Annotated in this window: 24 protein-coding genes; 12 read left to right on the forward strand and 12 right to left on the reverse strand. The window is 66.2% G+C overall.

Going from position 1 to position 23,882, the window contains the following annotated elements:
• Positions 1 to 1,737, forward strand: coding sequence for an excinuclease ABC subunit C (locus tag C479_RS10015; RefSeq protein WP_007701756.1), 1,737 nt, complete (start codon positions 1 to 3; stop codon positions 1,735 to 1,737).
• 161 nt (positions 1,738 to 1,898) lie between these two features.
• Here the strand turns inward: C479_RS10015 and C479_RS10020 are convergent, their stop codons facing one another.
• Complete coding sequence (locus tag C479_RS10020) at positions 1,899 to 2,756, reverse strand: ABC transporter permease subunit (protein ID WP_007701759.1); 858 nt, start codon at positions 2,754 to 2,756, stop codon at positions 1,899 to 1,901.
• Positions 2,753 to 3,853: an ABC transporter ATP-binding protein gene (locus tag C479_RS10025; protein ID WP_007701761.1), complete on the reverse strand. Its 1,101-nt coding sequence runs from the start codon at positions 3,851 to 3,853 to the stop codon at positions 2,753 to 2,755. The genes C479_RS10020 and C479_RS10025 overlap by 4 nt, the downstream gene beginning before the upstream one ends.
• A 241-nt stretch (positions 3,854 to 4,094) precedes the next feature.
• Between C479_RS10025 and C479_RS10030 the strand changes: the two genes are divergently transcribed.
• Together C479_RS10030 and C479_RS10035 are read left to right on the forward strand one after the other, a co-directional pair.
• Entirely contained in the window at positions 4,095 to 4,391 is a 297-nt protein-coding gene (locus C479_RS10030; RefSeq protein ID WP_007701764.1) for a translation initiation factor, read from the forward strand.
• Between the two features lie 117 nt (positions 4,392 to 4,508).
• Complete coding sequence (locus tag C479_RS10035) at positions 4,509 to 4,991, forward strand: GNAT family N-acetyltransferase (protein WP_007701765.1); 483 nt, start codon at positions 4,509 to 4,511, stop codon at positions 4,989 to 4,991.
• A gap of 38 nt (positions 4,992 to 5,029) precedes the next feature.
• Here the strand turns inward: C479_RS10035 and C479_RS10040 are convergent, their stop codons facing one another.
• On the reverse strand, positions 5,030 to 6,166 hold the full coding sequence (locus C479_RS10040; protein ID WP_007701768.1) for an outer membrane protein assembly factor BamB family protein: 1,137 nt from the start codon (positions 6,164 to 6,166) through the stop codon (positions 5,030 to 5,032).
• Positions 6,167 to 6,438: 272 nt separating this feature from the next.
• Between C479_RS10040 and C479_RS10045 the strand changes: the two genes are divergently transcribed.
• Together C479_RS10045 and C479_RS10050 are read left to right on the forward strand one after the other, a co-directional pair.
• Positions 6,439 to 7,680, forward strand: a complete 1,242-nt coding sequence (locus tag C479_RS10045) for a trans-sulfuration enzyme family protein (protein WP_007701770.1) — start codon at positions 6,439 to 6,441, stop codon at positions 7,678 to 7,680.
• A gap of 234 nt (positions 7,681 to 7,914) precedes the next feature.
• A complete protein-coding gene (locus C479_RS10050; protein WP_049907234.1) occupies positions 7,915 to 9,144 on the forward strand; it encodes a putative manganese transporter in 1,230 nt (409 codons plus the stop codon).
• A gap of 25 nt (positions 9,145 to 9,169) precedes the next feature.
• Here C479_RS10050 and C479_RS10055 read toward each other — a convergent pair whose 3' ends face one another.
• The 3 genes from C479_RS10055 to uvrB all read right to left on the reverse strand — a co-directional run bounded on the left by C479_RS10055 (position 9,170) and on the right by uvrB (position 12,327).
• Positions 9,170 to 9,604 carry a PIN domain-containing protein gene (locus C479_RS10055; protein WP_007701780.1) on the reverse strand — a complete coding sequence of 145 codons (435 nt, stop codon included), beginning with the start codon at positions 9,602 to 9,604 and terminating at the stop codon, positions 9,170 to 9,172.
• Positions 9,605 to 9,856: an AbrB/MazE/SpoVT family DNA-binding domain-containing protein gene (locus tag C479_RS10060; RefSeq protein WP_007701783.1), complete on the reverse strand. Its 252-nt coding sequence runs from the start codon at positions 9,854 to 9,856 to the stop codon at positions 9,605 to 9,607.
• Between the two features lie 404 nt (positions 9,857 to 10,260).
• Positions 10,261 to 12,327: an excinuclease ABC subunit UvrB gene (uvrB, locus tag C479_RS10065; protein ID WP_007701785.1), complete on the reverse strand. Its 2,067-nt coding sequence runs from the start codon at positions 12,325 to 12,327 to the stop codon at positions 10,261 to 10,263.
• Between the two features lie 181 nt (positions 12,328 to 12,508).
• Here uvrB and C479_RS10070 point away from each other — a divergent pair, with 181 nt between their 5' ends.
• Together C479_RS10070 and C479_RS10075 are read left to right on the forward strand one after the other, a co-directional pair.
• Entirely contained in the window at positions 12,509 to 12,994 is a 486-nt protein-coding gene (locus tag C479_RS10070; RefSeq protein WP_152415870.1) for a Trp biosynthesis-associated membrane protein, read from the forward strand.
• Between the two features lie 166 nt (positions 12,995 to 13,160).
• Complete coding sequence (locus C479_RS10075; protein ID WP_007701791.1) at positions 13,161 to 13,433, forward strand: DUF7553 family protein; 273 nt, start codon at positions 13,161 to 13,163, stop codon at positions 13,431 to 13,433.
• A 62-nt stretch (positions 13,434 to 13,495) separates the two neighbouring features.
• Here the strand turns inward: C479_RS10075 and C479_RS10080 are convergent, their stop codons facing one another.
• The 3 genes from C479_RS10080 to C479_RS10090 all read right to left on the reverse strand — a co-directional run bounded on the left by C479_RS10080 (position 13,496) and on the right by C479_RS10090 (position 16,798).
• A complete protein-coding gene (locus C479_RS10080; RefSeq protein ID WP_007701794.1) occupies positions 13,496 to 14,134 on the reverse strand; it encodes a sensor domain-containing protein in 639 nt (212 codons plus the stop codon).
• A 112-nt stretch (positions 14,135 to 14,246) separates the two neighbouring features.
• A complete protein-coding gene (locus C479_RS10085) occupies positions 14,247 to 15,356 on the reverse strand; it encodes a bactofilin family protein (RefSeq protein ID WP_007701796.1) in 1,110 nt (369 codons plus the stop codon).
• Between the two features lie 311 nt (positions 15,357 to 15,667).
• Entirely contained in the window at positions 15,668 to 16,798 is a 1,131-nt protein-coding gene (locus C479_RS10090) for an ORC1-type DNA replication protein (protein ID WP_007701816.1), read from the reverse strand.
• A 141-nt stretch (positions 16,799 to 16,939) separates the two neighbouring features.
• On the opposite strand from C479_RS10090, the gene C479_RS10095 reads away from it, so the two are divergent.
• The 4 genes from C479_RS10095 (at position 16,940) to C479_RS10110 (ending at position 18,609) form a co-directional block, all read left to right on the forward strand.
• Positions 16,940 to 17,152 (forward strand): hypothetical protein, encoded by a 213-nt coding sequence (locus C479_RS10095; protein ID WP_152415871.1) that lies wholly within the window; start codon positions 16,940 to 16,942, stop codon positions 17,150 to 17,152.
• Positions 17,153 to 17,256: 104 nt separating this feature from the next.
• A complete protein-coding gene (locus C479_RS17040) occupies positions 17,257 to 17,556 on the forward strand; it encodes a toxin-antitoxin system TumE family protein (protein WP_007701822.1) in 300 nt (99 codons plus the stop codon).
• Between the two features lie 5 nt (positions 17,557 to 17,561).
• Positions 17,562 to 18,071 carry an HVO_A0114 family putative DNA-binding protein gene (locus C479_RS10105; protein ID WP_007701825.1) on the forward strand — a complete coding sequence of 170 codons (510 nt, stop codon included), beginning with the start codon at positions 17,562 to 17,564 and terminating at the stop codon, positions 18,069 to 18,071.
• A gap of 331 nt (positions 18,072 to 18,402) precedes the next feature.
• The gene (locus C479_RS10110; RefSeq protein WP_007701827.1) at positions 18,403 to 18,609 is read left to right on the forward strand and encodes a hypothetical protein; all 207 of its coding nucleotides are present in this window, start codon (positions 18,403 to 18,405) and stop codon (positions 18,607 to 18,609) included.
• Between the two features lie 67 nt (positions 18,610 to 18,676).
• Here C479_RS10110 and C479_RS10115 read toward each other — a convergent pair whose 3' ends face one another.
• Both C479_RS10115 and C479_RS10120 read right to left on the reverse strand, forming a co-directional pair.
• Complete coding sequence (locus C479_RS10115) at positions 18,677 to 19,840, reverse strand: sensor histidine kinase (RefSeq protein ID WP_007701830.1); 1,164 nt, start codon at positions 19,838 to 19,840, stop codon at positions 18,677 to 18,679.
• A 101-nt stretch (positions 19,841 to 19,941) separates the two neighbouring features.
• Positions 19,942 to 22,038: a helix-hairpin-helix domain-containing protein gene (locus C479_RS10120; RefSeq protein ID WP_007701834.1), complete on the reverse strand. Its 2,097-nt coding sequence runs from the start codon at positions 22,036 to 22,038 to the stop codon at positions 19,942 to 19,944.
• 142 nt (positions 22,039 to 22,180) lie between these two features.
• Between C479_RS10120 and C479_RS10125 the strand changes: the two genes are divergently transcribed.
• Positions 22,181 to 22,399 carry a hypothetical protein gene (locus C479_RS10125; protein WP_007701836.1) on the forward strand — a complete coding sequence of 73 codons (219 nt, stop codon included), beginning with the start codon at positions 22,181 to 22,183 and terminating at the stop codon, positions 22,397 to 22,399.
• A 36-nt stretch (positions 22,400 to 22,435) separates the two neighbouring features.
• Here C479_RS10125 and C479_RS10130 read toward each other — a convergent pair whose 3' ends face one another.
• Entirely contained in the window at positions 22,436 to 23,857 is a 1,422-nt protein-coding gene (locus C479_RS10130) for an LVIVD repeat-containing protein (RefSeq protein ID WP_007701838.1), read from the reverse strand.
• Between the last annotated feature and the right edge of the window lie 25 nt (positions 23,858 to 23,882).

The following is a 23,882-nucleotide window of genomic DNA, read 5'->3' on the forward strand; positions in this document are numbered from 1 at the left end:
ATGCAGCCGCAGTCGGTTCGTGAGCGAGCCGGCGACCTCCCGACCGAGCCCGGCGTCTACCAGTTTCTCGACGGGGAGACGACGCTGTACGTCGGGAAGGCCGTCGACGTCCGGTCGCGGGTGCGTTCCTATGCCGATCCCCGGAGCGCACGGATCGCGCGGATGGTTCGCGAGGCCGGCGCGATCGACGTCGCCGTCACGGACACGGAGACGCAGGCGCTGTTGCTCGAAGCGAACCTCATCAAGCGCCACCAGCCGCGGTACAACGTCCGACTCAAGGACGACAAGTCCTACCCGATGGTCCAGCTGACGGCTCACGACGTGCCGCGGATCGAGATTACGCGAGATCCCGACGAATCGGCGACCGTGTTCGGCCCGTACACCAAGAAGACGCGGGTCGAGACGGTCGTGAAGGCCTTGCGCGAGACCTACGGGATTCGCGGCTGTTCCGATCACAAGTACAGCGGCCGTGACCGGCCCTGCCTGGACTACGAGATGGGCCTGTGCACGGCGCCGTGTACCGGCGAGATCAGTGCGGACGCATACAACGAGGACGTCGACCCGGTCCGCCGATTTCTGGAAGGTGAGACGGGCATCCTCGCCGATCCGCTCGAGTCGGGGATGCAGGAGGCGGCCGCGGCGAAGGACTTCGAGCGTGCAGCCAACCTGCGCGACCGCCTGGCCGCCGTCGAGCGCTTTCACGGCGAGGGCGGCGAGGCCGTCCAGGCCTACGACGACGCGAACACCGTCGACGTCCTCGGCGTCGCCATCGAGGGCGAGGAGGCGACCGTTGCCAGACTGCGTTCGGAGGGCGGCAAGCTCGTCGATCGGGACCGCTTCACTCTCGCAGCTCCCTACGGTGCGGACGAAGGTGTGCCGACCGTGATCGCCGCGTTCGTCGTCCAGCACTACGCCGAACGCGACCTGCCCGACGCCCTCCTGCTCCCCGAGCGCCACGACGACGAGGAGGTCGCCGCCTGGCTCGACGCTGAGGGCGTCGCCGTCCGGGTGCCCGGTGCCGGTCGCGAGGCGAAGCTGATCGACCTCGCGCTCAAGAACGCCCGTCGAAACGTCGGCGGCCGAGACGAGTGCGGCATGCTCGCCGACGCGCTCGAGATCGACGCCGCGCGCCGGATCGAGGGCTTCGACGTGAGCCACGCACAGGGGAAATCGGCCGTCGGGAGCGACGTCACGTTCGTCGGCGGCAGCGCCGAGAAGGCCGACTACCGTCGCAAGAAGTTAGACGACGAGAACGACGACTACGCGAACATGCGCCGGTTGATCACCTGGCGGGCCACTCGCGCCGTCGAGGGTCGGGACGACCGCCCCGATCCTGACCTCCTCCTGATCGACGGCGGGAAGGGCCAGCTGGAGGCGGCCCGCGAGGCCCTGGAGGCGGAAGGCTGGGACGTCCCTGCGGTCGGTCTCGCGAAATCTGAAGAGCGCGTGATCACGCCGGACCGCGAGCACGCCTGGCCCAGCGACGCGCCGCACCTCCATCTCCTCCAGCGGGTGCGCGACGAGGCCCACCGCTTCGCCGTCCAGTATCACCAGACGATCCGCGACGACGTGCGGACGGTGCTGGACGACGTCCCCGGGATCGGCCCCGAGACGCGAAAACGCCTGCTCGGTCGGTTCGGCAGCGTCGAGAACGTGCGCGAGGCGAGTCTGGCTGACCTGACGAGCGTCGACGGCGTCGGCCAGAAGACCGCGGAGACGGTCAAGTCGCGGCTCTAACGGGCCCTGTCGTCTCTGTCCTTGTCGTGTCGTCTGTCCCTGTCGCGTCTGCCCTTCCACCTCTCTCCTGGATGGGCCCTGCTCCGGAGGGCTACTGACACTCGTTCACTCTCCCCGTCTCGTGACGGTTCGCTCATCCGCCTGGCCCGATCCTCGCTGTTTCAGATGTCCGTTGCCCGGAATCGCCACGCGGCGATCCCGGTCGACGCGACGATCCAGCCCACGAGGATCGCGCCTGCGACGGCCGGCTCCTCCCAGAGCTCGGGGTTCTCGGCTGCGCTCGCGATCGACGCGTCGGTGAGCGATGGGGAGATGCCAGCGAGCATGTTTGCAAAGGCCGTTATTGGGCTCGTCGCCGCCACGACTTCGACCCACGTCGCCGTCGTCTCGGGCCGCTCGAACCCGTGGATGACGTACCGGATGACAGCCGGAAGCTGCGACCAACCGTCGAAGACGAAGACGACGTAGGCGCCGAAGGCCGTCACCGTCGCCAGCATCGTCGAGCGCGCGAGGGTGGAGATCGCGACCGCGATCGCGACGAAGGTGGTCGCGAGCAGCGAGAGGGCGACTGCGGCGGCGATCAGTCGTCCGGGGTCGACGGCGACGTCCGTCGCGAGCGCGACCGGGAGCGCCGCCAGCAGCGCGATCAGTGGAGCCGAGGCGATCACCGCACTCCGGCCGAGGAGCGTCCCCAGAACGACCGTTCGACGGGCGAACGGGAGGCCGAGCAGGACGGTCAGTGCCCCGGAACGACGCTTCTCCACGATGGTCGTGGCGACGAATCCGAGCGCGACGAGCGGTACGAGCAGCACGAGTGGTGCGAACAGCGATGCAACCATCCCGACCGGCTCGCTGCGGACGCCCGCGCCCGTACCCTGACTCGCAGTATAGGTAATCACCAGTCCGACGAGTCCGAACAGTCCCCAGAGGGTGTGTACCTGGTGCTCCCGTCGTGCGTCGAGAGCGTCCTCGCGCGCGTACAGGAGCAATCGTCGCGGCGTCCCGACGAGTCGATTCATGCGACCCCCTCCGTGAACGCGGCGAACAGGTCTTCGAGGGGTGTTTCCTCGATTGCGACGTCCGTGACGGGAACGCAATCGTGTATCGTCGCGATCGCCGCGGCCTTGGCTCGCGCCTCGCAGGTGACGACGACTCTCGCAGGTTTCCCCGCGTCGCCGTCGGATCGTTCTGCACCATCGCCCCGTCCCGCGCCGTCGGTGGGTTCTGCCGAGTCGGTGCGCTGGGAACTGCTCGGCCGCTGCTCGTTTTCACCACCTGCCCGCTTACCCGCCGCGGCCGCGACCCGTCCGGCCGACACGGTGTTGGCGGGGGATTCTACACGGACCGAAACGACGCCATCGACGGCCCGAACGCGCTCGACAGCCGTCTCGTCGTGATTCGCGACCTCGAGCGTCACCGTGGCGGTGCCGCCGGCGCGCTCGCGGAGGTTCTCGATGCTGTCGACCGTGACGATCTCGCCGCGATCGAGGATGGCGACGCGGTCGCAGACGGCCTCGACCTGCTCCAAAATGTGACTCGAGAAGAAGACGGTCGCGCCGCGGGCGTTCTCCTCGCGGATGATCTCGCGCATCTCGCGGGCGCCGTTGGGATCGAGCCCGGTCGTGGGTTCGTCGAGAATGAGCAGGTCCGGTTCGCCCGCCAGCGCCATCGCGAGGAGGAGCCGCTGGGTCATCCCTTTCGAGTACTGCGCGACCGGGTATTCCTCCGGACCCAGCATCCCGACGCGGCCCAGCAACTCGTCCGGATCGTCGTCGGCGCCTTTGGCTTCGATGGCGAACTCGACGTGCTCGCGACCGGTACGCTCGCCGATGGGTCCGTGACCGTCCGGCAGGACCCCCGTCCGTTCTCTGACTCGCACGCTCTCCTCGGGGACGTCGTGACCGAGGACGCGGACCGACCCGGCGGTCGGCGCGAGGTAATCGAGCAAAACATCGATCGTCGTCGACTTGCCGGCGCCGTTCGGGCCCAGAAAGCCGAAGATTTCCCCGTCTTCGACGCGCAGGTCGACGTCGCGGAGGGCGGTCACACCGTTCGATTTGCGGAGTCCGCTGGCGCCGTACCGTTTCGTGACGCCGCGGAGTTCGATGGCGGCCATACTTCGGACGTTTCTTGATGACAATAAAACCTTTTTGTCACAAGGGCTGCGCGTGCGACTAAGACGCAGGTCTCGAAGCACGAACGAGCCTGTCTGAACGGCGTTCGATCGAGAAGGAATTGCGAGACGGTGTGGGACGGCGGTGTGTCTCCGTTTTGTGGCCTGGTCGCGATTCGCCGACGTCGAGTCGCGGATCCGACGAGTGCATACCTCTTTGCCGATTCGGAACCTACGATCACACGTGGCAAACGACGAGGACATCGACGACCTGTTAGACGAGCTCGATACGCACGGCGACCTGGATGCGGCGGAGCAAGTGCTGCGGCTCCGCACGGAGAGTCGACGGTACGACAAGCCGGTGACGATCGTCGAGGGATTCGACCTTCCCAAGGCGGAAATCGAGTCGCTCGCCTCCGACCTGAAGAGCGCGATGGGGACCGGCGGGACCGTGGACGAGGGCCGTATCGAACTTCAGGGCGACCATCGCGACCGGGTGCCGGACCTCCTTCGCGATCGGGGCTTTCAGGTCCAGGCGTAGCGCCCCGTCGCTTTCTCCGGCGCCGTCTCGTCCAACTCCAGCTGAACCCGTGCAAATACGCTTGAGAGAACCATTTTATCCCTCGTCGGTGGAGCCGTTCCTATGGGACAACGTACCATGGCCATCAGGCCGGCGGCGACGGCCGACCGCGAGGCGATTCGCGAGGTCGCCAGAGACACCTGGCACGACACCTACGACGAGCTCGATTCGGCGACGATCGACGAGACGATCGCGGACTGGTACGACGACGAATCGTTTTCGGCGGCGCTCGAGAAGCCGGGAACCGCGGTTCTAGTGGCCGAATCCGGCGGCGAGCTCGTCGGCTTCACCCACGGTGTCGTCTCCGAGGACGAGGGCGACGTCCTCCGGATGTACGTCCACCCGGACCACCAGCGGGAGGGCATCGGGACGGCGCTACACGAGCGGCTTCGGTCGTCCCTCGAGGACTTCCACATGAATCGCATGCGGGCGATCGATCTCGCGTCGAACGAGGGTGGCCGGCGGTTCTACGAGCGCCTCGGCTTCGAGAAGAGCGGCGAGGGCGAGGTCGAGATGGGCGGCGAGATCCGAACAGAGGTCGTCTACACGCTAGAATTGTAGGGTCCGGTGGTGGGGCCTGTGGCGCCCCGTTTCTCCGCTCACTCGAACGCGTACAGGGCCCCGTCGCTCGTCCCGACGAAGAGCGCGTCGTCGGCGACGGCTGGTCGCGTGCCGAACTCGCCGTCGAGCGGCCGTCGCCACAGCACTTCTCCCTGCTGGTAGTCGATGCTGACGAGGACAGCCTCGTCGCCGGCGAGATACACGCGGTCGTCGGCGACGACCGGACCCGAGTGCGGTCGCCCCTCGAGTTCGAGGATCCAGTCGGGCCCGTCGTCGTGGGATTTCGTGGCGAGGATGCCGCCCGTTCCGATCACGACGGACGTCCCGTCTGTCACGGCCGGCGTCCAGAGGATGTGTCCGGAGACGGACATTTCGCCGGCATAGACGCCCGAAGGCCGATACATCGACATCGTGAGCGACGGGGCGTAGATGGTCTGGTCTGCGACAACCGGCGACTGCATTCGCGTTCCGTCCCGTCGCCAGACGGTGTCGCCAGATTCTCGGTCGAGGCGATGAATCCAGCCCTGCAGCATCGCGGTGTTCTCCAGGCCGACGTGGACGGCGTCGTCCGTCACGGCGGGGTAGTCGACGACCGGCGCGTCGACGGGAACGTCCCACTCGATTTCGCCGTCTGTCGCCTCGAGCGCGTAAACTCGGGGCGATTCCGTCGTCCCGACGTAAAGTTCGCCCCCGGCTGGCGTGGGTCCGGCGACGGGCCCCGATAGTTCGGTCGTCCACGCCTCACTCCCGTCCGTCCGGTCGAGCGCGACGATGTCACCTGTTTCCGTTCCGAAGACGAGGTTGCCGTCGACCACACACGGGCAGTGTGCCCGCGCGCCGTAGTCGTGCTCCGCCCACTCCTCGTCGCCAGACTTTGCGTCGAGCGCGTGGACGGAGCCCGACTCGGTGCAGACGTAGACGGTTCCGTCGACGACTGCGACCTGCTCGCCGACGCCACCGGGAAGGTCGACGCGCCACCGTTCGGTCGGCTCGTCGCTCGGGCCGCCCGCCTCGGTGTACCCGTGGTTCCGGGCCGTCCGCTGGAAGCTCGGCCAGTCCGTTGGGCCGATCGCCGGCCCCGTCTCCTCGGCTGCGAGGAAGTCGACGCACCCGGCCGTCGAGACGAGTGTCGACCCGGCGAGCAGCGCCGAAACCTCACGTCGCGATACGTTCATACACTCTCTGCTACACTACAGTGAGTTATCGGTTCCGTTGCAGGTGCTAGTGGACAGAAACCGGTGCTGATGGATAGAACGTGTCGCTCGCTCGATGTCTCGTCGGGGGTGACTCCGGCCGTTTTCCTAATTGTGGTGGTGTCCCGCTCGGTGTTCGACGCCGGCGAAAATCTGGCGAGTACCGCCTTGGATAACTGAAGTTAATATAACACTCACGCCAGATTACTGAAATATGCACACGATTCATATCCGTGTGGCTGTGAGGCTATCGCATGCACGAACCCGAGCGGTCGACCGCGTTCGACACTCGCGCCGTGACGGCGGGGGAGAAGGCGCTCGCCCACGAGGGTGGGTACGGCGATGCGGTGTCGCCAATCCACCTCGCCTCGACGTACGGTCTGGAGGCGCTGGATCCGTCGATGGGGCTCGACGACGTCGATCCCGACGCAGGACAGTACCTCTACGGACGCCTCTCGAATCCGACGCGGCGAGCATTGGAGAACCGACTCGCCTCGCTCGAAGGCGGCGAGCACGCGATGGCGTTCGCCTCCGGCACGGCCGCGATCGCGGCGGTGGGACTGTCGATTCTGGAGCCCGGCGACCGACTCGTCGCGTTCGAGGATCTCTACGCGGGCACGAAGCGGATGTTCACGGAACTGTTCGCCCGCCGATTCGATGTCGAGGTGACGTTCGTCGACGCGACGGACATAGACGCGGTCGACACGGCCGTCGACGAACGCACGAAACTCGTCTGGTTGGAGACGCCGACGAACCCCCTGCTTCGTCTCTGTGATATCGAGGCAATTGCCGAGCTGGCACACGATCGCGATGCGCTGGTCGGCGTGGACAACACCTTCCTCAGCCCCTACTTCCAGCAACCGCTCGACCTCGGAGCCGACCTCGTCGCCCACAGCACGACGAAGTACATCAATGGTCACAGCGACTCGATCGGCGGCGCCGTGATCACGGACGACGCGGCCCTCGCGGAGGAACTCGAACTCACCCAGCAGATCACCGCCGGCGGCGTACTCTCGCCGTTCGACAGCTACCTCACCCTCCGCGGTGTGAAGACCCTCCCGCTGCGTATGCGCCAGCACGAGTCGAACACGATGGCACTCGCCGAGTTTCTGGACGACCACCCCGCCGTCCGGGCTGTTCACTATCCCGGCCTCGAGTCCCATCCCCAGCACGAACTGGCGACCCGTCAGCAGTCGGGCTACGGCGGCGTCCTCTCGTTCGAACTGGCGGGCACGCAGGACGACGCGATCGCCTTCCTCGACGAACTGTCCGAGATCACCCTCGCGGTGAGCCTCGGCGGCGTGGAGTCGTTGATCGAACTCCCCGCGGCGATGACCCACGAACCACTCGACCCCGCACAGCGGGACGCCATCGGTATCACGGACACGCTCTGTCGCCTCTCCGTCGGCGTCGAGGATGTCGACGATCTTCGGGCCGACCTGGAGCGCGGACTGGAACGGATATCCGCGGTGGAGTCTGTTGCGGGCGGGGAGTGACGGCCATCGCCCCACCTGAGACCCGGGGCGGCCGAGATCGGGACTCGTCGTTCTGAAGCGAATTCTGAACGAACTCGTCGTCCCATGGGGCTACGGTTGTGCGAATCCGTTTTCAGCGTCCTCGTCGCCGAGCACCGCGGCCGAAACTTCCTCGCCGAAAGCTATTTACCACCATCTACTAAAGATAGGATTAGATGCGTCTAATCTATCCGCGCCACTCGCGAGGTGACCGGCGTGGCTGATCCGCTCTCGATTCTGCTCGCGTCGCTGCGGGACGGCTACGTCCAGGTGAGCGTCTTCGTCGCGGTGACGGTGCTCGCGTTCGGACTCGTCCAGTATCGAACCGACGGCGCACTGCTCCGCGCCATCGAGGACAACGAGCGCCTCCAGCCGCTCATCGGCGGCCTCCTTGGCCTCACGCCCGGTTGCGGTGGAGCGATCGTCGTCATGCCGCTGTACGTCCGTGGGTCGGTCAGCTTCGGCACCGTCGTGGCCACGCTGGGTGCGACGGCCGGCGACTCCGCGTTCGTCATCCTCGCGCTAGCTCCAGAGGCTGCCCTCTACGCCTACGCCATCGCGCTCGTCGCCTCGGTGGCGACGGGATATCTCGTCGACACCGCGGGCCTCGGTGTCACACGCGTCGACGCGGCAGTCTCGCGCCTCTCCCCCGGGACGACCGCCACCGACGGCGGCACCGTCGTGAACAATCGGATCGGGCCGAACCCAACCCACGACTATCCGTCCGGATCGCCGACGCACTCCCACGAGGCCGGCCCCGACCGAACGTCGCGGATTCTTACGCCGCTGTCGCACGCCGCGCACGTCGCCTGGTGGGTCGCGGCCGTCGGCGGCCTCGTCCTCGGCACGATCTACCTCCTGCGCGGCGGCCCCGAAATTGCGCTGTCGGTCGGCGTCGACTTCGCCGGCGCGTTCACCGTCTTCGGTCTCACCGGTGGCGTCCTCTCGCTGTACCTCTACGCGATCGGACGTCACTACGTCGGTGAGGGCGAGATCGCCCGCGCACGCGACTCGTTCGGCTCCGTCTACGACACGCTGACCCACGCGGCGATGGAGACGAGCTTCGTCACTGTCTGGGTGATCGTCGCGCTGGCCGGGTACGAGTACGTGGTGGTCCTCTCCGGGCTGGACGTGGCTGCGGTCGCCGCGACGGCGGGTGTGCTCGCCCCGATCGGCGGCGTCGCGGTCGGGTTGATCCCCGGCTGCGGCCCGCAGATCCTGCTCGCCAGCGTCTACGCCGAAGGTGCGCTGCCCTTCTCCGCTCTCGCGGCCAACGCCATCGCCCAGGACGGCGATGCGCTGTTCCCGCTGCTGGCGATCGACCCGAAGGCCGCCGTCGTGGCGACGATCTACAACGCGCTTCCGGCGCTCGTCGTCGGCGTGGCGCTGTTCTTCCTCTGGGAACCCGTCTTCGGCATGCCCGAGTTCGGCTTCGGCGTTGCGTGACGGTTTTCCTCGAACTGAACCGACGTCAGTTTGGATCGTAGGGATTCGTCGCCATGTCGAGTCGGTACACGTCCTCGGCGACATCGAAGTCGTCGTCGAACGCGTAGAGGTAGCCGAGCCCTTCGGTTTGCATGTACGCGACGAGACAGGCATCGACGAAGGAGAGGGGTTCGTGTCGTCGGAACAGTGCTTTACCCGTCGCGAGGGCGTCGGTGCTGAGCGAGCCGATGTGGAAGCGGGCGTTTTCTTCGATGCGATCGAGGAGATCGACGGCGGCCTCGTGACCGACGTGTGTCACGAGACCGGTGAGCGTCTCTGCAAGCACGTAGTCGATAACGACCGCCTCCGGCAGCGAGCCATCGTCGATGCCCGCGAGTATCGGGAGTCCAGCTTCGTGGGCGCCGTCCTGCCGATAGGCCGCTGCGAAGAGAACCGACGTATCGACGAGTGCACGGGGCATTTACTCGCGGTCGACGCCCCAGGCGTCGTGGTCGTTTGTCACGTCAGTCGCCTCTTCGCCGGTGTAACCGTCAAATTCGGCGAACGTACCCGCTCGCTGCTGGACGACTTCGACCCGGACGCTCCCGTCGGTTTCGAGGTGCCATCGGAGGTGGTCGCCGTCGTCGATGTCGAGTTCACGGCGAATTCGGGCGGGGATGTTCGCCTGGTTTCCCGATACCTTACTTTCGGCATCTACTCCCTCGCTGCTCATACGTCACGGTAAGGCCCCGGCCATGAAAAGCTTAGTGTGGTGCCACACTAGCGATCGGGTGACCGCCTTCGATTCGGCCGTAGCGGTGTTTCGTCTGTGACTTCGGGACGCAGAATCCTGCAGCAAGAGCGGGCACGCTCCGGTACTCGGGATGCGAGGTCGCAATTCGCGCCGAATCCGAGCGGGGATACTCGCCTGCTCGTCGAGTGGAACGCTCGCCGGTCATCGACGTGAATTGTCGCTGGGGCAGTTATTCGTTGGGTCGCGTTACGCGCCTGCATCCGCGAGCGAAGCGAGCGGTTCTCCGTCGGTGAGGCCGAAGGCCGAACCGTCGGCCTTTTTCATCGAAGTTTTTGCGGTGAGCGGGTCGCCTTTGGCGACCCCGAACCGGAAAAAGTTCGTTGTTAGAATTCCTCTGCCGGCGGTGCGATCCCCGCTTCGTCGTCGCCGTGGCCTGCCAGGCCGAACTCCTCGCGGACCTCGAGGATGCGGTCGCGGATGTCCGCGGCCAGCTCGAACTCCAGATTGCTGGCGGCCTCGTCCATCCGGTCTTCGAGTTCTTCGACGTAGCGGGCGGCCTCCTCGTCGTCCGAGAGCTCGCGGCCGGAGACCGTCGTCGTGTCCGTCTTGCTGCCGGGGAGGTTCGTTTCGCCGACCTCCTTCTCGATCGTGGTAGGCTCGAAGCCGTGTTTCTCGTTGTACGCCTGCTGGATCTCCCGACGGCGCTGGGTCTCCTCGATCGCCGACTCCATGGCGTTCGAGGGTTCGTCGGCGTAGAGGACGACCTCGCCGTTGACGTTCCGAGCGGCCCGCCCCATCGTCTGGACGAGCGTCGTCTCGCTGCGGAGGAAGCCCTCTTGATCGGCGTCCAGAATCGCCACGAGGGAGACTTCCGGGATGTCCAGCCCTTCCCGGAGGAGGTTGATGCCGACGAGGACGTCGATCTCGCCCAGGCGGAGCGAGCGGATGATCTCGTGGCGCTCTAAGGTGTCCGTCTCGTCGTGCATGTAGGCGACGTCGACGCCGGCTTCCTCCAGGTACTCCGTGAGGTCCTCCGCCATGCGCTTGGTGAGCGTCGTGACGAGGGTGCGCTCGCCCCTGTCGATGCGCTCGTCGATGCGGTCCATCAAATCGTCGACCTGGCCGGTGGCGTCGGCGACCTCTACCAGCGGGTCGACGAGGTGGGTCGGGCGAACGATCTGTTCGACGATCTGATCGGAGTGTTCGCGCTCGTAATCGCTCGGCGTCGCGGAGACGTACAGCGTGCGGTCGGTCTTTTCCTCGAACTCCTCGAAGGTGAGCGGGCGATTGTCGTAGGCCGTGGGGAGGCGGAAGCCGTTCTCCACCAGCGAGTCCTTGCGGGACTTGTCGCCGGCGTACTGGCCCTTGATCTGCGGGATCGTCTGGTGTGACTCGTCGATGACGGTGAGGAAGTCGTCGGGGAAGTAGTCGAGCAGGGTGTGGGGCGCGTCGCCGGATTCGCGCTCGGAGAGGTGGACGGAGTAGTTCTCGATGCCCGAACAGTAGCCCGTCTCTTCCATCATCTCAAGATCGAACGTGGTACGTTCTTCGATGCGCTGGGCAGCGACGAGGTCGCCCTGGCGCTCGAAGTACGAAATGCGCGAGTCCAGATCGTCTCGGATCTCGTCCATCGCCCGCTCCAGGCGGGTCTCGGGGATGGAGTAGTGCTCTGCCGGGTGGACGAGGACGGCCTCCTGTTCGCCTTTGGCCTCGCCTTCCAGTGGGTCGACCTTGATCATGCGGTCGATCTCGTCGCCCCAGAGCTCGACCCGGACGGCGTAGCGCCCGTACATCGGGAAGATTTCGAGGGTGTCGCCGCGGACGCGGAACGTGCCCTGCGTGAAGTCGACATCGTTGCGCTCGTAGTTCAGGTCGACCAGCCCCTTCAGGAGGTCGTCCCGGCCCATCTCGTCGCCGACCTCGAGGCGCATCGCCATGTTCTCGTAGTTCTGCGGATCACCGAGGCCGTAGATGGCAGACACGCTCGCGATCACGATGACGTCGTCGCGGGTCAGCAGCGAGCGCGTCGCGGAGTGGCGCAGCCGGTCGATCTCGTCGTTGATCGAGGCGTCCTTGTCGATGTAGGTGTCGGTCTGCTCGACGTAGGCCTCGGGCTGGTAGTAGTCGTAGTAGGAGACGAAGTACTCGACGGCGTTGTTCGGGAAGAGGTTCCGGAACTCCTCGTAGAGCTGGGCGGCGAGGGTCTTGTTGTGGGCGATGATCAGGGTGGGCTGTTCTAACTGTTCGACCGCCCAGGAGACCGTGTTGGTCTTGCCAGACCCGGTCACGCCCAGCAGGGTCTGTTTCTCCGCGCCCGACTCGAACCCCTCGACCAGTTGGTCGATGGCTTCCGGCTGGTCCCCCGCGGGGTCGAAGGGAGCGTCGACCCGGAACGGCGCGTCGGCGTCCGGTCGGTCGGGCTGGAGGGGGCCCGAGTGCGTCTCGCTCATGGTAGGGTCCATTCGAACTGGACGACCTTGACCCGTGCGGTCTGCTGCTCGAACGGATCGGGCCCGTACCGCGACCGAATCGCGCTTCGTGGTCGAACGGATTGTGCCCGGCACCGATACCGACGGCAGTGACGGAGTTCGGCCAGTACACTTTAGCAACCTCCCCGGACAGAGACAGTCGATGGCAACAGGTAACACATCCGACGGAATCGATATGGCGACGAAACTCGTCCTGCTCGGCGGCGCCGTGACGATCGTCGCGGCGTTTCTCCCCTGGATCTCGGTCGAACTGGGGCCGTTCTCCGAGTCGGTAACCGGGATCGACGGCGACGACGGGATGATCACGCTCGTCCTCGCAGCCGGGGCGATGGCAGTGGCCTACCTCCGCGAGTGGAGTCCGTTCACGGCCGGCGGCGTCGTGGTACTCGGCGGGCTCGCCGCACTGCTCGGACTGCTGTACATCTCCGACCCGCTGATGGGGGCGGACGTCTCCGAGGCCGAGCGCGAAATGGCCGAAGCGATGGCAAGTCCGGAGATCGGGCTCTACCTGACGGTACTCGGCGGCCTGGTGGTCGCCGCCGGCGGGTTCAAAGGCTACCAGGATCGCTCGAGTGGCGAATCGACTGGCGCAGCCGTTGAGGCAACGAGCCCGGAAGCCGAGCCCTGAACGCGCTCGATGGGGCACCGCGCTTCGACACTCGCCGCTCGACCGACTCGATCCTGCCCGGAACGTCGTCGTCCACGATTCGGTATCGGGGCAGTGATCCGGCGAACCCCGATCGGGGAGTCGGGTCGCCCCTAGTCTCTTCCATGTACTCGTCGTAGCAAGGGGTATGCCCGACGACACACACCTCCACCAGGCCCGGCGCGAACTCGAGGAAGCCGTCAATCGAGCCGACGACGCCGTTCGCGACGATCTGCGCGAGGTGGCCGGCGAACTCGCCGCGATCGAGCAGGACGACCAACAGGCCGATCACGCCGTCGTCGACGGCTATCTGAACCAGCTTCGCCAAGCGAAACAGGAGACCGAGACCGACGTCGAGGACGACATCGATGATGTGATCGAGGCACTTTCGGTGTATCGGGACGGGCTCGACGGAGCGTAATTAGCAGGTGCACCACGGGCAGGGTGGCGGTTGTGGCCGTCGCCGGAGCGAATGCGCGCTGGTCACTCCGAACCGTCCAGTAACGACTCGGCGGCCGTCCCGTAGATGCCGGCAGTCGCGTTGAGCAGGTGGATCCCGAGCACGCCGACGACGGCCCCGATCGGCACGACGAGGATGGCTTCGAGGAGCGTATCGATCTCCCAGCCGACGAGCTGGATCGCCGAGTACTGGTAGTGGGCGGGTGCCGTCAGGAACGCGGCCGGGACGACGATGAAGACGACCAGCAACGTGAACGCGACCGTCCCGAGCGCCAGTTTCAGGTAGCAAAACGCCAGCCCGTGCCAGGTGGAGTCGGCGTGGAGAGACGCGCCGACCGTCTCCGTCAGGGTTCGATTCTGCGCCGTGGAGAGATCCGTCGGGGCGGTGATCTCGACGGCGAGCAACTCGTTTGCGAGCGTTCGTTCGAACGCGGCGAGCCACCGAGCGGCGAACAGGACGCCCACGAGCAGCGGGATGCCGATCACCAGTATCGCCAGCCCGACCCCGAGGGAGAGGCCGACCGTGAGACCGACGAAATACGCGAGCCCGAGCGGGAACGCGAGCGCGAGGTAGGCGAGATTTTTGTACGTCTGCCGGTCGGTGAGGCTGGCGAGACCGCTGGTCGACCGGCTGGAACCGAGACTGTGATGCGCGTCTGACATACGTTCTATGCGCTAGCTTCTGTCGAGGTGGATTAAATGTTACCCGACAGCAACGACGTACCCGATCGAACGCATCGACCCTGCTGACTCGCGGTCGAGACGGGTCGGGGCCTCACTCACCCCCTGCCCACGTCGTCTGTCGCGTCTCAGCGTCGCGTCCTCGCTGCCGGTTTCCGTAGATCCCCATCGAGAGCGCTCCGAGCCCCAACAGCAGGACGAGGAACGTGAGGAGTGCGCCGACGACGGGTATCTGTGAGAGCAAGGCGCCGCCGACGAGGCCGGCGACGAGCGCCAGCCAGGCGCTCTCGACACCGGCAGCCGAGAGCACCCACGCGCCGATGGTGAACCAGCCGTAGACGATCGCGATCCAGCATATCAGGGCGAAGACGAAGAAGCCGAGTATCGTGATCGGGATGCCGACGACCGTGATCGCGATCGCGACGAGCAGGATCGGCACTAGGATCAGGACGACGAGCCCGGCGAGGCCGGCCCTGAGCGGCGACGAACCACCCTTGGCGGCGACCCGTCGGGAGAAGTACGGGAAGAGTGCGAGCAGGATCGCGCCGAGGATGAGGTTCAGGACGAGCCCGTAGAGTGCGAAGAGCCACGAGGTGAGCGGCCCCAGGTCCGGTCCGACGTCTGGACCGACGTTCGCGTCTTCGGTGATCGTCCCCGAGACGGCGTCCTGATTGCCCTGCAGATCGCCCGAGTACGCGAGGTTGCCGCCGATGCTCGCGCCCTCGCCGAGCACGATGGTGTCGGCGCCGATTTCGGCATCGCCACCGATTTCGCCCTCGATCGTCGCCGTCCCGGCGCCGGCTTCGAGGGTGCCCGCGATCGAACCGGATTCGGCGATCAGGAGGTTACCGCCGGCCGCCATGACGTCGCCCTCGACGGTCCCCGCGATCTCGACGTTCCCGGCGAACGCACTCACGTCGCCCTCGACGGATCCGCCCTCGGCGATCCGGACGTTCCCCGCCATCGCGTTGACGTCGCCGTCGACGGTTCCGCGGACGACGACGTGGCCGGCGAACGCGTTCACGGTGTCGACCGTCTCGCCCTCCTCGACGACGACCGATCCGCCGGCGTCACCGTCCGCCTGGGCTGTCACCGCCAGCGGCACGAAGCCGACAAGCAGGAGGGTGACGAGTACGACTGCGCCGAGCCGACGTCGTCGGTGCCGATTCGTCTGCTGTCTGGATCCGCTCGATTTCGCGCCCATACCCCACGTACGGCACGCATCGTGGTATAGGTGTATGTAGAATGAAAGGAATTGTGACGGTCATCAGGTCCGATCCGATCTCGGCGTCTTCACGGATCATCACCGCGACGGCTTACGGGCCGAGGTTGTGACTGGCACCCACCACCATCTCCTCGTCGCCACCCGGCGACGGCGGCCCCTGTAACGTAGCGACTGGAAAGGACGGTGTACAACCGATCGAACGCAGATTTTGACAGATCACGTTCGGTGGCCTACCGATCGCATGGACGGCTTACAACCCGATTCACGAGGCGTATATGACAGTCGACGGGTCACTCTAGCCGATCGAGTACGGCGTCCGTCTCGTAGGACAGCGAGAGCGAACGCGAGCGGCCGCGACCCTCGATCTCGGCGTAGTCGGCGTCGATGAGGTCGAGTTGATCTAACTTGTTGACGATCTCCGAGTACCGCGTGTAGCCGAGGTCGGTCTCCTCGTGGAAGGCCTCGTAAACGTCGCCGGCCTGGTCGCCGTCGTGTTCGGCGATGACCCGGACGAGCGTGGCTTCGGAGTCCGACAGTCCCTGCAGACTGCGCGAGAGGCTGATGTACTTCGAGGTCTCGAAGGCCGATTCGACGTCCTCGATGGAGATCGTCTTGGATCCGCGCATCTCGGCGTTTAACCCCGCGCGCTTGAAGAGGTCGATCCCGACCCGGAGGTCGCCGCTCTGGGCGGTGAGTTCCGCGACGCGATCCAGGATGGGCGCCGTGACGACGCCCTCGTTGAACCCGCGATCGACGCGCTCGCGGAGGATGTCGACGACCTCGCGCTCGTCGTAGACGGGGAAGTAGACGTCCTCCGGCCGGAAGACGCTCTGGACGCGCGGATCGAGTTCGTCGACGACGTCGAGCGTCGGATCGGAGGAGACGAGGATCACGCCGATCTTCGCGCCGGCGTGTTCCTCGTGGGCGCGAAGCAGCGAGTACAGCGTGTCGGAGGCTTCGTTCTCGTAGAAGAGGTAGTTGACGTCGTCCAGCGCGACGACGAGCACGCGGTCGTCCTCGACGAGCTGTTCGGCGATCTGCCCGAAGAGTTTCTTAAAGGAGATGCCCGAGGAGGGCGGCTCGTAGTCGAACGTGCCCTCGAACAGCCGCGAGAAGACGGAGTAGCGCGTCGAGTTGACCTGGCAGTTGACCCGGATCGTCCGCACGTCCCGGGTCTCGGCGCCGATCTCGTCGTAGAGGCGCTGGATCGCCGTCGTCTTCCCTGTTCCCGGCGGGCCCCGGACGAGGACGTTCAGCGGGCGGGACCCGCGGACCGCGGGACGCAGGGCGTAGGTGAGACTCTGCATCTGCGAGTCCCGGTGCCTGAAGGTCTCCGGGACGAAGTCGATCTCGAAGACGGATTCGTTACGAAACACCGTCTCGTCCCAGCCCAGCATCCCCTCGTCGGGGTCCCGTTCCATCACTTTCACCTCGCTCTCGTAGGTACGTATGTGTTTCGGCGAATGGCGAATCCGGGCCGCTATTACGTTTTCTCGTGACCTTCGGCGAACTCCGGGTAATTTTATCCAATGCAACCGCGAATATACGAGCAGTTGAACTATATGGCAGACGAAACCCGGCTCGAGTCGGCCAGGGCGGATACCCGCTCTTGTCCCGGCATCGGCCTGCTTGTCGCGGGATCTCTCCTCATCCTCGTCTCGATCGTGTTTTTCGACGAGACGTCGGGCACCAGCTGGGTCTGGGCTGGGACGGTGACCGTCGTCATACTGTCGCTGGTAGCGCTTGCGTTCGTGTGCCGTTCATCTTCTCGATGATGGTCCCGTCGAGCGCTAACCGAGCACGTCGACTACTGTTGGTCTTGTATACCAACAAAAGACTTATCTTACGTTGGCCTGTAATACCAACATAGGTTGATCGAATGGGATCGTCGGTCATCTACGAAGAGTCGGAGACGTTCGACGATGGCTCGCGATACGAAATGATTGCGACCGCTGTCCCAAAAAGCGAGGACTACCCGGAAGGGGTAAAGTACAGGTTCCAGTACATGACTGAAGACGGTCGAACGTTACTCCGATTTGATAACTTCCCCCACCATCCAGCTGTCGGTCGTCATCACTACCATACACCCGATGGCGTGTTTGACGACATCGAATACACCAGTCTGACAGACCATGCAAAACAGTTCTACGCGGAAATGGACGTCCGCAGACAACGGTGATACCCATGTCAGAAACTCCCCCAACCGGCGAACCCGACGATGCCAGCACAGAGAGCGAATCACGAGAGCATAACCTGTTAGATGCCGAATCGGCGTTCCTCGAAGACCGTGATCCCGAGGCGTACCCACCAGTGCTCCGAATCACGTCCGACTCCGACGAGCGCCACCGGCGGGAGGCACTCGACCGACTCGAACGGTGGGAATCCGGAGAGTCGGTTCCCCACGTGATCAACTTCGAGAAGCCGAGTGATCTCCGCTCGTTGCTCACCGACCGTCGACTTGACCTCCTCCGGAGCGTAATGGGCGACCGCCCGGCGAGTATCAGACGGCTGGCCGAGCGCGTCGACCGCGACGTCAAATCCGTTCACGACGACCTGCAGATCCTCGCCGAGTACGACATCGTCCACTTCGAGCAGGACGGGCGGGCTAAACGTCCCTTCGTCCCGTACGAAACCATCGAGGTCAGTCTCGAAATCTCGGCTGCGTCGTCTGCGGATGGCGCGGCACCGGCCTGAACGCTCGCTCGCCGCTTCATCCACTCACGCTGTCTTCTCCCTCTCCCTCCGGTAATTATATAGTAACCCACACTAATTATCGGAACGGAAGTCACGTCCAAATGAAGGTGCGGGGCGCGCGAAGTGCCCCGGGTGCTGGAGACACCCGAGACGTGGCTTCCAAACCCACTTTCGGATTTGTCCACCATGATACGCAATTCACCATCGAGACAAAAAGGTCTCGCACAGCAGTGGCATCGTCAGCCGAAGCAGTACCTCGAATTCGTCTGGGATTCGAAAGCCCGACTCGATGATCTCGTCCTGCGACTCGGCTCCCTGAAGGTGAACTGAGATGGGTCGCTACGATTTCGACGGGCCGGAGCCGGACGACCCGTGCGAGCGCTGTGGGGCGAATCTGGAACAGACGCACTGGGCGCGATTGCGGGCGGTCCACGACGGTCCATCGGCCGGTCACTACCGGAATGCGGAGAAACGAATCTGCGTCGACTGCGTCGCGGCGCTGGGCTTGCTGGCGTTCGACTCGGCAGCGTCCCCGTGACGGCCGGCCGCTGTCACACGTCGCAGGTCGGTTTCGACGGCGGGTCGTGACGTTCGCTCCGACGCGCTCAGTTCGGTGTCGGTTCCGTCGACTCCGGGCCAGTCTGTGCCGGCCCAGGCGACTCCGTCCTCGTCTGGTCGTCGGGTGCCGGAACCGTTGGCAGTTCCACGGTGAACCGGCTCCCGTCGGGGCCTGTCTCGGCGAGGCGAACCTCTCCGCCGTAGGCCGACACCAACTTTTCGACGAGGTAGAGCCCGAGTCCGTGCGTGTTCGTGTGCCCTCGTTCCCGGTCGAAGATCTCGCCGCGTTTGTCGGACGAGACGCCTGGCCCGTTGTCTTCGATATCGACACGAACCGTTTCGCCATCGACGGTTGCGGAGAGCCCAACCCACGGCTCCGGATCGTCGTTGTGTTCGACCGCGTTTCCGAGGATGTTCCCGAATACGCGGGCCACCAGACTGTCACCACGGACGTACGCCGACGGCGGCAGGTCTGTCTCGACGGTGGCGTCCGTCGCCCGTTCGAGCGAGGCCACTTCGTCCCGCAGGATCGACGTGAGTTCGACCGGGTGGAGTTCGTGGTCGCCCGAGGCCGTCCGCAGGAGCACGCGAACGTCGTCGATCACGGTCGTGAGGTCGTCCGCCTCCTCGTGGATCACTCGCGCCCACTCTTGTTCGTCCGCGTCGAGCGTCTCCCCGTCGTCCAACAGCCGCGTCGCGTAGCCGTCGACGATCGCCGCCGTGTTCAGCACCTCGTGTCTGAGGATGCTGTTCAGGTAATCGAGCAAGTCGCGTTGCTTCTCCAGCTGTTCGGCGCGGACCGCGTGCCGCTCGGCCCGTCTCGCCCGTTCGATCGCACGCGCCTCGATGGTCCCGATCAACAGGCCGACGCTCGCGCCGATGACGACCGCCCAGCGGAGCCACCCGACGACGATCGGCCACGGCTCCGCCGGCGTCGCCTGGATCAAGATCGCGTTGACGAGGGTGAACGCGACGAGGCCACCGAGCCACCAGGACGCGATTCGCGGGTATCGAGTAGACGAGACGTCTGACCGTTCGAGCCAGTACGGAGCGTACAGCAGCCCGGCGAGAAACGGCAGCATGGCGAGCATGCCGGAGACGTAGAGCCCGTCCGAGAGTGTCTGCGGATCGACGAGGGCGAATGTGAGTATTTCGAGGAGCACCGCGGCTGCCAGCACGATGCCGAGCCATCGCGTGGCTGTTCTCGCCACGGATCGAGAGGGGCTCCATCGTTGCGCGGCAGCGTTCACACGTATGGATGACTCTTGGTGGCTTTATCGTTTCTGGCCTCTAACCTGCTGGAACTGGTCCGCTACTCGAACTTTGCCAGCAGTCGTTCGTAGAAGTCCGTGGCGCCGACACCGCCGTCGGCGCTCGCCCCGCTCGTTCTGTCGTTCGCTGCGCTCGCATCTGGCTCCCGCTCGCCACCGGCTGCCTCGTCGGCCAGCTTTTCGACGATCAACTCCGGTGTCGAGCGAGCGAGGTGGTCCGGGACGGGCGAGCGCTCGACTTGCAGTTCGCCGTCGACGAGGCCCGTCGCCTCGATGCCGTCGACGGGGACGTCGTAGCCCGCGGTTTCGCGGATCTCGTCGGCGAGGTGGGAGACGAAGACGCCCGTCGCATCGCGTTCGGCGAGCGCCTCCAGGATGCCCGCGATGATCTTCGCGCTGGCGCCGGGTTCGGTGATGCTCTCTAACTCGTCGACGAGAACCAGCCCGCCGTCGGCGCCCGTCGCGAGGTCGGCGAAGCCGCGGACGGTGGATTCGAACGCGCCCGCGTCGAGGGTCCCCTGGGTCTTGGCGTGGTAGTGCACCCCGTCGAACCGGCGCAGACGGACCGCGTCGGCGGGGACGGGCAGCCCCATGTGTGCGAGGACGACCACCGCAGCCACGAGGTCGAGCGTCGAGGTCTTCCCGCCGCTGTTGACGCCCGAGAGCAGGCGGACGCCCGCGATCTCGTAGTCGACGGGATCGATTCGCTCGGGGGGCTCGTCCAGCAACGGTGAGCGCCCGCCCGTGATGGCGACGTCTGGGGTGTATTCGCTCGACACCCGGTCCGTCCCCCGCTCCTCGTCGTCCCAGAGGAAGTCGGCCACCGTGCAGTCGTAGTCGGCGGCGAAGCGGGCGATCGCGAGTTCGACGTCGAGTTCGAGCGCCCGGCGGACGAGCGTCTCGGCATCCTCGCGCATGTCCGCGAGGTCGTTCGCCAGTTCGCGTTTGCGCTCGCCCGCGCGGCGGTCCATCGCACTCTGGAGGTCCTCACGCAGTCGTGCGACCACGTCCGTCTCGTGGGAGACCGGGAAGGTAGGCTCGTCGGGGAATGCCCGGGCGGCCACCTCAGCTTCTGCGTCGTCCAGGTTCAGCGTCTCGACGAGGTGTTCGCGCGCCGCAGTGACGGCGTCGTCGTACTCGTCTGCCAGTTCGCGCGAGAGCAGTGAGTCGGCGCCGGCACCGCGTTCGACCAGCGAGAGCAGGTCCGATCCCTCGATGGTGACGTCCTGCTCGGCGATGGCGTCTTTCAACTGCGCGCTCGCCAGGTCCTCGGCGGCAGCGACTGCGTCGTCGAGCTCGTCAAGGGCGTCCTCCAGCCGGTCGAGTTCGTCGTCGCCGGCGACCGCGCCGTCCGCGTCGAGTCGGTCCAGTCCCGACGCCAGCGCGTCGAGGTCGCAGGGCGCGTCGAGGTCGCTCTCGCGGTGGACGGCGACGGCCGCGCGGAGCCGGTCGCGGTTGTGCGAGAAGAACGCAAGCGGCCGCTCGGGAACGATCTCGACCGGTTCGTCGAACGCGTCGGGACGGACGCGGACGTCGCCCTCGACGTCGACGCCCGCGAATTGCTCGTCGAGCGCGATCACGGTCGCGTAGCCGCGAGCGAGTTCGGCCAGTCCGCGGGCGTCCTCGACGATCTCGACCGACAGCTCCGGGAACGCCTCGCGCGCCGCCGAGTACCGCTCGGCGTTCGTCGTCGCGAGACAGCGCTCGCGCACGCGGACGTCGCCCGGTTCGGTCACGGGTTCGACGTCCGAGAGCGCCGCCAGCACCGCCTCGGTCGGCTCGCGTTCGAGCGCATCGGTGGCTATCTCTCGGGCCTCTTCGATTCGAGAGCGGCGCGCACTCGGATAGAACGTCTCCAGCCGCCTGGCCGCGTAGTCGGTGACCGCCCGTGCCTGTAGCAGGGCCAGCAAATCACGGTAGATCTCTCGCGCCCGATCCGTCCCAAGAAATCCGCCGGGGTCGCCGTGCGTGTCGCGGATCGCCGCGCGGGCGATGCGGGCGGCTCGTCCCGGCGTGACGCCCGGCGCGCTCGCGAGTGCGGCCACGTCACCCTCCCGAAGTGCCCGCTCGGGATCCTCGAGTTCGGCCAGCGACGCGGCCGTCTTCGTGCCGACGCCCGGGATCGCCTCCAGTTCCATTGGACGGCCATACGCACGGGTCCGGAAAAACGTATAGGGTCGTGACTGTCCCGGCGACCTGGTCGTCCGCCGTTCTGTTCACCGGTGCGGCCCTTGCACCTCCCGGGTGACACGGTATGCCGTTCCCGCCACTCCGTCGGGTATGGTACTCACGAAACTCCTCGGCTCGAAGACGGCGCGCTCGCTGACGGTCCTCTCGGTTCTCAACGAGGCCCGGCGGGCACACTCGCGCGGTAACCGATTGCGAACGGTCGCCTTCCTGGGCCTGGCCGTCCTCGCCTACCAGTGGACGATCGCCGGACTCGCCGCACAGGGTGCCCTGCGACTGTTCCGCGGTGGGTCAGACCCGACACCCGCCTGAGGGCGTGCGGACGACGGAGTCGTGCGATCCGGCAGGTTACGCTCCCCTCTCATGGTCACCGTGCGCCACGACGGAGCGATCGTCTTGCCGAATGGCGTCGGCGTCGTAGTGACCGTCAGGGCCGCGTCCGTGTGGTCCACGGGCGTCTGCTGCGGATACGTCGAACGTATAGGCGCCGGTAAGGCTGTCGCTCACGAAGACGAACTCGCGATCGGCGGCGTAGGTCGCCTCCCAGGCGAACGGGGGTGAGTCGAGCCCGACCCGGTTGGGATCTGGGTCGAGCGAGTCGGCGCCCGCGACGGTGGCGAACCGCTCCGTCGGCGTCGGTTCGCGCGGGTCGGTGAGGTTGCAGACCCAGGCGCCCTGCCGGTAGCCACCGTCGGCGAGCAGCGTCTCGTCGCCGATCGTGACGACGTCGTGGAAGTGCGTCGTCCACCAGTATCGTTCGCCCTCGCCCATCCGTCTGGCGTCGGGTGCGTGCGTGAAGCCGATAGGCTCAGGCTCTTCGAACGATCCCTGGTCCCAGCCGACGTCGAAGACGTGCTTGCCGCCCGGAACGCCCGTCTGGCACTCGTCGCCGACGACGACGAGGTCGCGGCTCGGATCGTAGTCCACCTGGTGACAGGTCTCGAAGCCGGGCTCGCCGAGCGCGGTGTAGTCCGGCCGCGACGCGTACGCGAATCGGCCGTACTCGACGGGCGCGGACGGATCGGCCGCGTCGTAGACGACGATCCCCTCGTCGGGCCCCATCGCGTACGCTGCGTAGAGCAGCTCCCGACCCGGATCGTACGTGAGGTCGTGCGTCCCGCCGCTGGTGCCGGCTCCACCGACGAGTTCTGGCGACGCGGGTGCACTCACGTCCACGACCAGCACGCCGGCGTCGGCCACCGGGTGGTGATCGACGAGGTAGAGCACTGGTTCGTTGGGATGGCTGACGAACCGGTGAACGCCCACGTTCGGCGTCTCGAACGCCGTGACGACCCGCGGGTCGGCCGGGCCGCCGTCTCGCCACCCGCAGTCGACGACTTCGATCCCCTGGCGCTCGCCCTCCAGCGATCGGTAGTACAGTCCTGCACGGTGGGCGTCGAAGCCGACCGCGTTCGTCCGGGTCCCGGCCGCGGTGGCGTCCAATTCGTGCGCGACGGTCGGCGAGCGCGGCTCCGTGAGATCGACGAGTGTACTCGCGACGGCGCTCGTCTCCGTCGGAAAGCTCCCCAGAAGGCCCCACTCGGCGTCGGGCGAGAGCGCGGCTGCGGTGTAGAACGACGGGCTGTCGCCGATCGCGTGACCGAGCGGGTCGATCCGGCCGGGGATGCCCGCCCCGGATCTGGCATGTGACGCGTGGCGGGGCGACCGCTCGTCAGTTGCAGGATCGTTGGAGCCGCTGTCACCGGTACAGCCGGCGACCGACAGCGAGAACAGGACGCCACCGGTGGCGAGCAACTGGCGGCGATCCATGCCGGCCGTTCGGCGGCGTCGCGGA

Origin of the sequence: Halovivax asiaticus JCM 14624, from assembly GCF_000337515.1 — an archaeon.
Taxonomy (GTDB): Archaea; Halobacteriota; Halobacteria; order Halobacteriales; family Natrialbaceae; genus Halovivax; species Halovivax asiaticus.